The organism is Mesorhizobium sp. B2-4-15 (genome assembly GCF_006658505.1).
In the GTDB taxonomy this organism is placed as follows: domain Bacteria; phylum Pseudomonadota; class Alphaproteobacteria; order Rhizobiales; family Rhizobiaceae; genus Mesorhizobium.
Genome location: NZ_VFUZ01000005.1, coordinates 265,560 through 276,871 on the forward strand (window position 1 = coordinate 265,560; position 11,312 = coordinate 276,871).

Consider the following 11,312-nt stretch of genomic DNA (forward strand, 5'->3'; position numbering starts at 1 on the left):
GAGATTGCCAGTTCCGCTGGCGGCGCATTCTTTTGAACGTCGAAGATTGGCGAAAGCTGAGATGGCATCCGATCTCCCCCTTTGCGGGGGAGATGCCCGGCAGGCCAGAGGGGGGTGGGACGGAATGCCATCATCTCCGAGTCACTTTCCCTTCCACACCGGCTCCCGCTTCTCGGCAAAAGCGCGGAAACCTTCCATATTGTCTTCGGAACCATAAAGCGCATCGACCGTCGCCAATTGCCGGCGCGTCACCCGGTTCATGGCGTCCTGGAAGGTAAGCGCTTCGGCCACCCGCGCGGTCTCCTTGATCGCGGCGAAGACCAGCGGCGGGCCGCTGGCCAGCAGCCGGGCGATTTCCCAGACGCGATCCTCGAGCTTCTCCTTGGGGAGGACCTCGTTGACCAGGCCCCAGCGATGCGCCTCGGCGACGTCCATCCAGCGACCGGTGAGCAGCAGGTCCATGGCGACATGATAGGGGATGCGCTTCGGCAGCTTGATCGTCGCCGCGTCGGCCAGCGTGCCGGCGCGGATTTCTGGCAGCGCGAAGGAGGAGTGGTCGGAGGCATAGATGAGGTCGCAGGACAGCGCCAGTTCGAAGCCGCCGCCGACCGCCATGCCGTTGACGCAGGCGATGACCGGCTTGTTGAGGCCGCGCAATTCCTGCAGCCCGGCAAAGCCGCCGACGCCATAATCGCCGTCGACCGCATCGCCGCCGGCAGCCGCCTTCAAGTCCCAGCCGGCGCTGAAGAACTTGTCGCCGGCGGTCTTGACGATGGCGACGCGCAAGCCGGCATCGTCGCGGAACGCCTTGAAGGTCTCGCCCATCAGCCGCGAGGTCTTCAGGTCGATGGCGTTGGCCTTGGGCCGGTCAAGCGTGACCTCGAGGATCGAGCCTTCGCGGCGGGTTGAAATGACGTCAGACATTCCTGTTCTCTCCCAGTACCAGCAGCGCGTCGGCGATCCAGGCGCCCTTGCCCTCGACGCAGACGATCAGCGGGTTGATATCGAGTTCCTCGATCTCGCCGGCATTCTTCTGCACGAAGTCGGCGATGCCCGCGATGGCATCGATGGCAGCCGCGACGTCGGCTTTCGGCCGGCCGCGATAGCCTTCGAGCAGCGGATAGAGCTTCAGGCCGCGCAATGCCGCCTCGATGTCGTCGCGGGTCGCGGGCAGCATCAGCGTGACGCTGTCGCGCAGCAATTCGACCAGCACGCCACCGGTGCCCAGCGTCATCACCGCGCCGAACATCGGATCGCGGGTGAAACCGACGATCAGTTCGGCAACACCGTCGCGCACCATGCGCTCGACATAAAGCCCGGTGCCGAGCGGCAGCAGGTCATGCGCCGCCGTGCTGACGGATTCGGCATCCTTAAGGTTGAGCCTGACGGCGCCGACCTCGGATTTGTGGGTGACGCCCAGCGCCTTCAGCGCCACGGGGAAACCAAGCGCCATCGACGAGATCACCGCCTCGACCGCATTACCGGCGCGCTCGCCCTTGGGCACTGGAAGCCCGGCCTTGATCAGCCGCGCCTTCGCCACAGCCTCGTCCGGCGTGACATGCTCGCCCTCCGAAGCGCCTGCGGCCGATGTATCGACCGGCTGCGCCTGCGGCTCGCGCCAGGCCCAGCCAATGAAGGCCGCCGCCTGGGCGGCATCCATGGCTTCGGAAATGCCGAACAGCGGCACCATGCCGCGCGCCATCAGCTCGGCGGTGTATTCCTCGGGCAGGTTCTCCGGCAGCGATGAAACGATCGCACCGTGTGCCTTGTTGGTCTTCAGCGCCGATTCGAAGGCACGCAGCGTCGCCCACCAGTCCGTGACCGAGCAGCGGTCGGGGCGCGGGAAATCGAGCACCAGCATGTTCAAGTCGAAACCGCCCGACACCATGGCGGTGAAGGTGGCGGTCATCGCCGGCTCGTTGTTCCAGATGAAGGTGTGATAGTCCAACGGATTGGCGACCGCGACCAACGGCCCGAGCGTTGATTTGACATGGGCCCGGTGCTGCTCCGTCAGAACCGGAAAGTTGACCCAGCGCCCTTCGGCGCTGTCGGCCATGACCGACGCCTCGCCGCCCGAACAGCTCATCGACGACAGACGATAGCCGGGCAGCGGACCGGTGATGTGCAGCAGCTTCAGCGCCTCGATGAAGGCGGGGATGGAATCGACGCGGGCGATGCCCAGTCGCCTCAGGAAGGCGCCGGATGCCGCATCCGAGCCGGCAAGCGAAGCCGTGTGCGACACCGTCGCCTGCCGCGCCTGCTCGGAGCGGCCGACCTTCATGGCGATGATCGGTTTTTTCAATTCCCGCGCCCGGGCGGCCAGCTTCTCGAAGCCGGCCACCGAATCGAAAGCCTCGATGTGCAGGCCGAGCGAGGTGACGCGCTCGTCCTCGATCAGGCCGAGCGCCATTTCCGACAGGCCTGTCTGCGCCTGGTTGCCGGCTGTCATCAGGAAGGCGATGGGCAGGCCGCGCTTCTGCATCGTCATGTTGATGGCGATGTTGGACGATTGTGTGATGATGGCGACGCCTTTGCCGCCCTCGGCCAGCCTGATGCCGCCATGCTGGTCGGGCCACAGCAGTGCGCCGTCGGCATAATTGATCAGGCCGTAGCAATTCGGGCCGATGATCGGCATATGGCCTGCTGCCGCGACCAGTTCGGCCTGCAGCCGCTCGCCGTCCTCGTCATAGGCCTCGGTTTCGAGGAAGCCGGCGGCAAAGCAGACGGCGCCGCCAGCGCCGCGCTCGGCCAGTGCCTTGACCACCTCGATGGTCAGGTGCCGGTTGACGCCGACAAAGGCGGCATCCGGCGCGCCGGGCAGGTCCGCCACCGAACGATATGCCTTGCGACCGGCGACCTCATCCTTGGTCGGGTGCACCGGCCAGATTTCGCCGGCAAAACCCATCTTGATCGATTGCGCCACGACGGCGGCGGCCTGCACGCCGCCGAACACGGCGATCGATTTCGGGCGCAGGAGACGTTCGAGTTTATGCATGGTCATCTTTTCATTTGAGCGCGATCCCAGGACAAACGATCACGTTTGTCCTGCAAAACCGAATCCCGGCTTTGGGCGATCATGCTCTAAGCCCCGAACGGACGCAGCAGCGCCCGCGAAATAATATGTCGCTGAATCTCCGACGTGCCTTCCCAGATGCGCTCGACGCGGGCATCGCGCCAGATGCGCTCCAGCGGCAAATCGTCCATCAGCCCCATGCCACCATGGATCTGGATCGCCTCGTCGGCGACATAGGCCAGCATCTCTGTAGCCTTAAGCTTGGCCATGGCCATGTCCTGATCGGTGACAGTGCCTTGATCGTACTTCCAGCCGGCCTCGAACACCATAAGGTCGGCGGCCTTCAGTTCAGTCGCCATGTCGGCGAGCTTGAACGAGACGCCCTGGAACTTGCCGATCTGCTGGCCGAACTGCTGGCGCTGCGCGGCGTACTCGACCGCATGGCCAAGCGCCCGCTCGGCGCGGCCAAGACAGGTGGCACCGACCTGCAAACGCGTGGCGCCAAGCCAGGAGTTGGCGACGTCGAAGCCTTTATGCACCTCTCCCAGCACCTGGCTCGCCGGCAGCCGGCAATCGTCGAATTCAAGGATTGCGTTGGTGTAGCCGCGATGCGAGACGTTGCGGTAGCCGTCGCGCACCGTGAATCCCTTGGTGCCCTTGTCGACGAAGAAGGCGGTGATCTTCTTGCGCTTGCCGCGCGGTGAGTCCTCTTCGCCCGAGGCCATGAAGACGATAGCGAAATCGGCAAGATCGGCGTGGGAGATAAAGTGCTTGGTGCCGTTCAGCACCCAGTCGTCGCCATCCTGCACCGCAGTCGCCTTCATGCCGCGCAAGTCCGAGCCGGCGCCCGGCTCGGTCATCGCCAGACAGTCCCATTTCTCGCCACGGATGCAGGGGAAGAGATATTTTTCGCGCTGTTCGGGGGTGCCGGCGAGCAGGATGTTGGAGGGGCGCGCCACGCAGGTCCAGTGCAGCGCGTAATTGGCGCGGCCGAGCTCTTTCTCGTAGAGCAGCCAGGTCACCGTATCGAGCCCCGCGCCGCCGACATCGGCCGGCATGTTGGCGGCATAGAGCCCGGCCTCGATCGCCTTGGCCTTCAACTCCTCGATGAGCTCGCGGCGCAGCACGCCGGTGCGCTCCACCTCACGCTCATGCGGGTAGAGCTCGTTCTCGACGAAGGCGCGCGTCGTCTCGACGATGAGCTTCTGCTCTTCCGAAAGACCGAAATCCATGGCCTCAGCCCTTCCTCTTGTTCTTCGGCTTATCCGCCTTCTTCACCGGCTTGGAGGCCTTGGCCTTCTCGGCCGCCTTTGAAGCGGTCGGCTTCTTCGCCGCCAGCTTGGCCAGCTGCGTCGTATAGTCCTTGTGCAAGGCGCCGGCGCCCCAGCCCTTGCCCTTGTTCTGCTTCGACAGCGCATCCATGATGGCGACCAGATTGTCGTCGCGGATCTTTTCCAGCTCGCGGATCGACAGGCCATGCGCCTGGTCGTCCGACTGGGTGGCGATCAGATCCACCAGCTCGTCGTTGAACTCCGGCACGTCCATCAGCTTGGTCCATGGCCATTTCAGGCAGGGTCCGAACTGGGCCATGAAGTGGCGCATGCCGGCTTCGCCACCGGCGACACGGTAGACCTGAAACATGCCCATCTGCGCCCAGCGCAGGCCGAAGCCGTAGCGCATGATGTCGTCGAGTTCCTCGACGGTGCAGATGCCGTCCTTGATTAGCCACAGTGCCTCGCGCCAGGCGGCTTCAAGCAGGCGGTCGCCGACAAATGCTTCGATCTCCTTGCGGATGACGACAGGCTTCATGCCGATCGAGGCATAGATCTCCTTGGCGACCTCGATCGCTTCGGGAAAAGTCTGATCGCCGCCGACGATCTCGACCAGCGGCAGGAGGTAGACCGGGTTGAACGGGTGGCCGACGACCAGCCGTTCCGGATGCTTCTTCATCGCCACCTGCATGTCCGTCGGCTTGATGCCGGAGGTGGAGGAGCCGACAATGGCGTTGGCCGGCGCATGGGTGTCGATCTCGGCCAGCACCTTGTGCTTGAGGTCGAGCCGTTCCGGGACGCTTTCCTGGATGAAATCGGCGTCTGCCACCGCCTCGGCGATGGTCTTGGCGAAGGTCAGCTTGCCTTCTTTCGGCAGGCCACCGGGCACCATCTGCTTATAGGCGCGGCGCGCGCCCTTCATCACTTCGCTGACCTTGCGCGACGCCTCGGGATCGGGATCGAAGATCGCCACGTCGATGCCGTTGAGCAGCAGGCGCGCGACCCAGCCGGCGCCGATGACACCGCCACCGATGGCGGCTGCCTTGTTGATGATGCTCATAGGGAGGCTCCGGTTCTCTTATTGGCTATTTGGGGATCGATGAGCGGCACGCGCTCGCCGGCGCGTGTCACCTGGGGGTCGTAGGCCCTTCGGGTGAAGACTTCGAGCACGAAGGGCCGAAAGAAGTCGATCGGCAATGTCTCGTAGTCGGGATCGAAGCTCGACTGGTCCCAGCGCTCGCAGAACTGGTCGCAATCGTCGAAATAGGCATGGCCGGCGAAGCGGTCGCGGGCATGGCGATTGCCGCCAAGGTGATGGGCGTAATAGAGCCGCTGGAAATCGCCGTGCTTTTCCACCACCCAGGTGCATTGCTCGCGCACGAAAGGTTTCAGGATCGACGCGGCATATTCGTCATGGTTGTAGGGCGCGTAGATGTCGCCGATGTCGTGCAGCAATGCACAGGCGATCCAGTCGGTATCGGCGCCGTCGCGCCAGGCGCGTGTCGCCGCCTGCAGCGAATGGCCGAGCCTGGTGATCTTGTAGCCCGAAAGGCCCTCGTCGAGTTGCACCAGCGCGTCGAGCAATCGCTCGCCGGTCTTGGCCGCATAGTCGATTTCATGCGCGGTCAGGAACTCGTAGTCGTCCCTGTCGCCATCCTTCATCGCGGTGAATTTAACGGTCGTCATCTGCGTCTCCCGGGTTGAGCGCATGATCTTTCCGAAAGCCGGCTACGGCTTTTCGGGATCAGGCTCTGGCTCACGCCGCGATCGGCGCCCGCTTGGTAAGGTTGAGCTTCTTGCGCACTTCCTCGGGCCCGAGGATCGTGGCGCCGAGATTGGTGACGATGCTGGCGGCGCGCTCGACCAGCTGCGCGTTGGTCGCCAGCACGCCCTTGTCGAGCCACAGATTGTCCTCCAGCCCGACGCGGACGTTGCCGCCGGCCAGCACGGCGGCGGCGGCATAAGCCATCTGGTTGCGGCCGATGGAAAAGGCCGACCAGGTCCAGGTCGACGGCACGTTGTTGACCATGGCCATGAAGGTGTTGAGGTCGTCGGGCGCGCCCCACGGCACGCCCATGCAGAGCTGCACCAGCGCGTCGGGGTTCAGCACCCTTTCCTCCACCAGCTGCTTGGCGAACCAGAGATGGCCGGTGTCGAAGGCCTCGATCTCGGGCTTGACGCCGAGTGCCGTCATCATGCCGCCCATGGCGCGCAGCATGCCGGGCGTGTTGGTCATGACATAGTCGGCCTCGGCGAAATTCATGGTGCCGCAGTCGAGCGTGCAGATCTCAGGCAGGCACTGGCGCACATGTTCCATGCGGTTGGTGGCGCCGCCCATGTCGGTACCCTTTTCGTTGAGCGGCAGCGGCGCTTCCGGCGAGCCGAACACCATGTCGCCGCCCATTCCGGCGGTGAGGTTCAGCACCACGTCGACATTGGCCTCGCGGATGCGCTCGGTGACCTCACGATAGAGATGCACATCGCGCCTGGGCTTGCCGGTTTCGGGATCGCGGACATGGCAATGGACGATGGCAGCACCCGCCTTGGCCGCGTCGATCGCCGAATCGGCGATCTGCTTGGGCGAACGCGGCACATGCGGGCTGCGATCCTGCGAACCGCCGGACCCGGTCACGGCACAGGTAATGAAGACCTCACGGTTCATCGCGAGCGGCATGGAATTTCTCCTCCCATAGAAACAGACCGCAACAATGACCGACTTGCCGGAAACTGTTTTGCGTTTTACGAAGCTTCCATGATCAAAAGCGAAAAAACCGATATCTTTCGTGCCGAACGCTCGCCGCTCAAGGTGACGCTGCTGGTGTTTTCCGGCTCGTCCATCATGTGCGTGGCGTCGGCTGTCGATCCGCTGCGCGCCGCAAACCGCATCTCAGGCGAGACATTGTTCGACTTCAAGCTGGTCTCGGTGACCGGCGAGGCTCCGGTCACCACTTGCGGCCTGCCGGTGGCGGTCAGCGGCCGCTTCGACGCAAACGAATCAACCGACGTTCTTGTCGTCGTGGCTGGTTTCGGCACCCAGAACTACGCGACATCGGCGCTGCTCGCAGGCTTGCGCCGCGCGGCACGGACGGCGCGCGCCTGCGGCGGTGTCGAGGCCGGCACATGGCTGGTGGCGCGTGCCGGCCTGCTGGAAGGGCGAAGCGCCACCACCCATTGGGAGGACATGGAAGATTTTTCATCGGCTTTCCCCGGCGTCGATGTCCGTCCGGACCGCTATGTCATCGACGGACCGGTCTTCACCTCGGGCGGCGCCTCGCCGACCTTCGATCTGATGCTGCATCTCATTCGCACGCGTCTCGGCATGGCCGTGGCGCTCGATGTCGCCAGCGTCTTCATCTACGACCAGGCGCGCGCCGCCACGGATGCGCAACCGCTGGTCTCGCTCGGCCGGCTCGACGGCTACGATCCCCGTCTGGCGCAAGCCATCCGGCTGATGGAAGCGCATGTCGACCAGCCGCTGACCATAGAGGCGGTCGCCAAGCGCGCCGGCGTGACCGCACGGACACTGGAAAGCATCTTTCGCAAGTCGATCGGCGAGACGCCGGGCGCTTACTATCTCAGGCTGCGCCTGGGTGCCGCACGACGGCTGGTGGTCGACACGCGGATCGCGATGGCGGACATTGCCGGGCGGACCGGCTTTTCGTCCGCAGCCGCATTTTCCAGGGCGTTTTCCAGGGCTTTCGGTGAAGCGCCGGTCAGGCTGCGGCGCGGCTGAGTATCCAGTCTGTCGCGGCGGCGAGGTCGTCGACCAGCGCCGTGGGCGCCGGGTCGAAGCGCGTTTCGTCGCCAGGGCGGTACTTGCCCGTTCGCACGAGCAGCGCCGCGCCAAGCCCCGCGCGCAGGGCGCCGGCGACGTCACTCTCCGCATCGTCGCCAACCATGACCGCATCGGCGGCCGGGCAATTCAAGCCGGCAAGCGCCGAGAGGAAGAAATCGGGCGACGGTTTGCCGAGCACGACGGGACTTCGCCCGCTGGCGAATTCGAGGGCCGCGACGAAGGCCCCGGCGTCGAGGCTGAGCAGGCCGTCGGCATCCTTGAAGGTGCGATTGGTGGCAAGCGCGAGAAAATCGGCACCGGCAACGAGTTCGCGAAACACCCGGTTGAGGCTTGCATGGTCGAAGGCATCGCCGGCGTCACCGACGACGACAGCGCGGCCATTGCCGCCGTCCAGGCCTGAAAACTCGGCCTTGAGGTCTGGATGGACGAGCAGATGAGGCTGGCGGCCGTGCCTGCGCAACCATTCGACCGCGGCACGCGCCGGCGTCAGCAGTTCCTCGTCCTTCACGCGGACGCCCAGAGCGGCAAGCTGTGCGAGGATTCTGTCGCGCGGCGAACGTGTCGTGTTGCTGACGAAGCGAAGCGGCAGGCCAGCCTTGCGCAGGTGTTCGACGGCGGCCACGGCGCCCGCGATCTGGGTGTCGCCATCGTAGACGACACCCAGAAGATCCAGGAGCACCGCGCGTATCATCGATGCAGGATGGAGAAAGCGTCTCCATTCGTCAAACCGCGGAAGAATCAGACCACTGAAATCACGGAAGAATCAGGCGGCGTCGCGGCCATCGCCGACGATGCGCGAGCGCATGCTCTTGGCCAGTGCCGTTTCGAGCCGCGCGGCGACCGCGCGATCCCATTCATTTGTCTTGCGGGCGCTGTCTTTCGAATGCGGCAGCGCCATCAGCCGATCGATGATCGAACCAGCCTCGCCAGGTGAGAGTAGGGCGTCGATTTCACGTTCGTGCTGCATATCGTTTCGCCTCCTTTCCTTCCCGCCACGAGCCACTCTTATACGAGATTCGTGACGACCATTTGAAGGCAGGAGCGGGGCGATTAAGGGGCGGTGCGGGGCAAAAGATTGTCCCTGATTTCGACATGGCGCGCAGAAGGTTCCGCGCGCCAACTTTTCGAACGGACCGGTTGCCGGCCTGGATTGCTGGCCGGCAAACGTCTCAGACGTAGCGGTTGACGATGTTCTCCAGCAGCTCCTGGCGGCCGGAGCGCGGCTGCGGCTCGATCTTCTTCTTCACCACACGTTCGGCGATCTCTTCCAGCGTACGCTTGCCCGACAGCATCGCCTTGGCCTCGGCGCTGTTCCAGCCGGCGTAGCGTTCGGCCAGCGGTCCCGACAATGCCTTGTCCTCGACCATCCGCGCCGCCGCCTTGAGGCCGCGCGCGCAGGCGTCCATGCCGCCGATATGAGCGATCAGCAGGTCCTGCGGATCGAGCGACTGGCGACGCAGCTTGGCGTCGAAATTGGTGCCGCCGGTCTTGAAGCCGCCGCCTTGCAGAACCTGGTAATAGGCAAGCGCCATCTCCGGCACGTTGTTGGGGAACTGGTCGGTGTCCCAGCCCGACTGGTAGTCGTTGCGGTTCATGTCGATCGAACCGAAGATGCCGAGCGCGTTGGCCAGCGCCAGTTCGTGCTCGAAGGAATGGCCGGCGAGGATGGCATGGCCCTGCTCGATGTTCACCTTGACCTCCTTCTCGAGGCCGAAGCGCTTGAGGAAGCCATAGACGGTCGCGACGTCGTAATCATACTGATGTTTTGTCGGCTCCTGCGGCTTCGGCTCGATCAGGATGGTGCCCTTGAAGCCAATTTTGTGCTTGTACTCGACGACGAGGTTGAGGAAGCGGCCGGCCTGCTCCTGCTCGCGGGCAAGGTCGGTGTTGAGCAGCGTCTCATAGCCTTCGCGGCCGCCCCACAGGACATAATTCTCGCCCTTCAGCCGCTTGGTGACGTCGATGCAGCTTTTCACCGTCGCCGCCGCGTAGGCAAAGACATCCGGATCGGGATTGGTGGCGGCGCCGGACATGAAACGGCGATGCGAGAAGAGGTTCGCCGTGCCCCAGAGCAGCTTGACGCCGGTCTGCTTCATCTTGATAGCGAAATAGTCAGCGATTTCATCGAGCCGTGCGGCACTCTCGGAAAAATCCTTGCCCTCCGGCCGCACGTCGGCGTCGTGGAAACAGAAATAGGGGGTGCCGAGCAGCGAGAACATCTCGAAGGCGACATCCGCTTTCAGTTTCGCCAGTTCCATCGTGTCGATCCCGCCGGCCTTGGGGAACCAGGGGCGGTCGAAGGTCTGGCCGCCGAACGGATCGCCGCCGGGCCAGGCGAAGGAATGCCAGTAAGCGACGGCGAAGCGCAGATGGTCTTCCAGCCGCTTGCCGGCCACCATTTCGTCCGGGTTGTAGAACCGGTAGGCCAGCGGATTGGTCGAATCCGGTCCTTCATATTTGATCTTCTGGATGTCGCCGAAAAATCCGCTGCTCATGATTCCTGTCCTCTCTCGAATAGTTCGCCCTGATTACCTCAGGCGTAATTGGTTTCGGTCCTGGGGTGGTCGAAAAGGCTCGGGTCAAAACCGTCAAACAAAGGAGACAGACCATGACCGACCTCAACAAGATCGCCGAGGGCTACATCACCGCCTGGAACGAAAGCGACGCCGGCCGCCGCGCCGAATTGCTCAAGGCGACCCTCACCGAGGACGTCAGCTATCGCGATCCGATCATGCAGGGCGACGGCCATGAAGGCGTCGCGGCCCTGATCGACGGGGTGCAGCATCGTTTTGCCGGCTTCCGTTTCTCGCTGAAGGGCACGCCGGACGGCTTCGCCGACAAGATCCGCTTTTCCTGGAACCTTGGACCCGAAGGCACGGACTCCGTCATCGAGGGCACCGATGTCGGCGTCATCGAGAACGGTCGGCTGAAGAGCGTTACCGGCTTCCTCGACAAGGTGCCGGCGCAGTGAGCGCAATCCGCTAACGTGCGGTGCATAGAGCCTACCGCGAAGGTCGGCGCCGCCCCTCATCCGCCTGCCGGCACCTTCTCCCCGTATAGGGACGGGGAGAAGGGGGCTGTCCCCAACTCCGGCACCCTTCTTGAAACAATGACGATTGGCGAAATCGGCGATACTAGCGCCCCTCTCCCCGTCTCTATACGGGGAGAGGATGCCGGCAGGCAGGTGAGGGGCAGCGCCGACGCCCGGAAACGGGTTGTGGGCCAGGCCCCG

The 11,312-nt window shown here is 64.2% G+C and carries 11 protein-coding genes; 2 read left to right on the plus strand and 9 right to left on the minus strand.

The window, feature by feature from the left end:
* Positions 1-141: 141 nt before the first annotated feature.
* From FJ930_RS09040 to FJ930_RS09065, 6 genes are all read right to left on the minus strand, one after another.
* Positions 142-924: a carnitinyl-CoA dehydratase gene (locus FJ930_RS09040; RefSeq protein WP_141836905.1), complete on the minus strand. Its 783-nt coding sequence runs from the start codon at positions 922-924 to the stop codon at positions 142-144.
* Positions 917-2,995: an acetate--CoA ligase family protein gene (locus FJ930_RS09045; RefSeq protein WP_141836906.1), complete on the minus strand. Its 2,079-nt coding sequence runs from the start codon at positions 2,993-2,995 to the stop codon at positions 917-919. Before FJ930_RS09045 ends, FJ930_RS09040 begins: the two co-directional genes overlap by 8 nt.
* Positions 2,996-3,081: 86 nt before the next feature.
* Positions 3,082-4,245 carry an acyl-CoA dehydrogenase gene (locus FJ930_RS09050; protein ID WP_140491110.1) on the minus strand — a complete coding sequence of 388 codons (1,164 nt, stop codon included), beginning with the start codon at positions 4,243-4,245 and terminating at the stop codon, positions 3,082-3,084.
* A 4-nt stretch (positions 4,246-4,249) separates the two neighbouring features.
* Entirely contained in the window at positions 4,250-5,344 is a 1,095-nt protein-coding gene (locus FJ930_RS09055) for a carnitine 3-dehydrogenase (RefSeq protein ID WP_141836907.1), read from the minus strand.
* A complete protein-coding gene (locus FJ930_RS09060) occupies positions 5,341-5,970 on the minus strand; it encodes an HD domain-containing protein (protein ID WP_141836908.1) in 630 nt (209 codons plus the stop codon). Before FJ930_RS09060 ends, FJ930_RS09055 begins: the two co-directional genes overlap by 4 nt.
* 70 nt (positions 5,971-6,040) lie before the next feature.
* A complete protein-coding gene (locus FJ930_RS09065) occupies positions 6,041-6,958 on the minus strand; it encodes a 3-keto-5-aminohexanoate cleavage protein (protein ID WP_140744283.1) in 918 nt (305 codons plus the stop codon).
* Between the two features lie 78 nt (positions 6,959-7,036).
* On the opposite strand from FJ930_RS09065, the gene FJ930_RS09070 reads away from it, so the two are divergent.
* The gene (locus tag FJ930_RS09070) at positions 7,037-8,017 is read left to right on the plus strand and encodes a GlxA family transcriptional regulator (protein ID WP_141836909.1); all 981 of its coding nucleotides are present in this window, start codon (positions 7,037-7,039) and stop codon (positions 8,015-8,017) included.
* On the opposite strand, the gene FJ930_RS09075 is transcribed toward FJ930_RS09070, so the two are convergent.
* From FJ930_RS09075 to xylA, 3 genes are all read right to left on the minus strand, one after another.
* Positions 7,998-8,771: a TIGR01458 family HAD-type hydrolase gene (locus FJ930_RS09075; protein ID WP_141836910.1), complete on the minus strand. Its 774-nt coding sequence runs from the start codon at positions 8,769-8,771 to the stop codon at positions 7,998-8,000. The two genes, FJ930_RS09070 and FJ930_RS09075, sit on opposite strands and share 20 nt — an antisense overlap.
* Before the next feature lie 72 nt (positions 8,772-8,843).
* Positions 8,844-9,047 carry a hypothetical protein gene (locus tag FJ930_RS09080; protein WP_140766855.1) on the minus strand — a complete coding sequence of 68 codons (204 nt, stop codon included), beginning with the start codon at positions 9,045-9,047 and terminating at the stop codon, positions 8,844-8,846.
* A 202-nt stretch (positions 9,048-9,249) separates the two neighbouring features.
* Positions 9,250-10,575 carry a xylose isomerase gene (gene xylA / locus FJ930_RS09085; protein WP_141836912.1) on the minus strand — a complete coding sequence of 442 codons (1,326 nt, stop codon included), beginning with the start codon at positions 10,573-10,575 and terminating at the stop codon, positions 9,250-9,252.
* A gap of 113 nt (positions 10,576-10,688) precedes the next feature.
* Here xylA and FJ930_RS09090 point away from each other — a divergent pair, with 113 nt between their 5' ends.
* Positions 10,689-11,051 carry a nuclear transport factor 2 family protein gene (locus tag FJ930_RS09090; RefSeq protein ID WP_141836914.1) on the plus strand — a complete coding sequence of 121 codons (363 nt, stop codon included), beginning with the start codon at positions 10,689-10,691 and terminating at the stop codon, positions 11,049-11,051.
* The last annotated feature ends 261 nt before the right edge of the window (positions 11,052-11,312 follow it).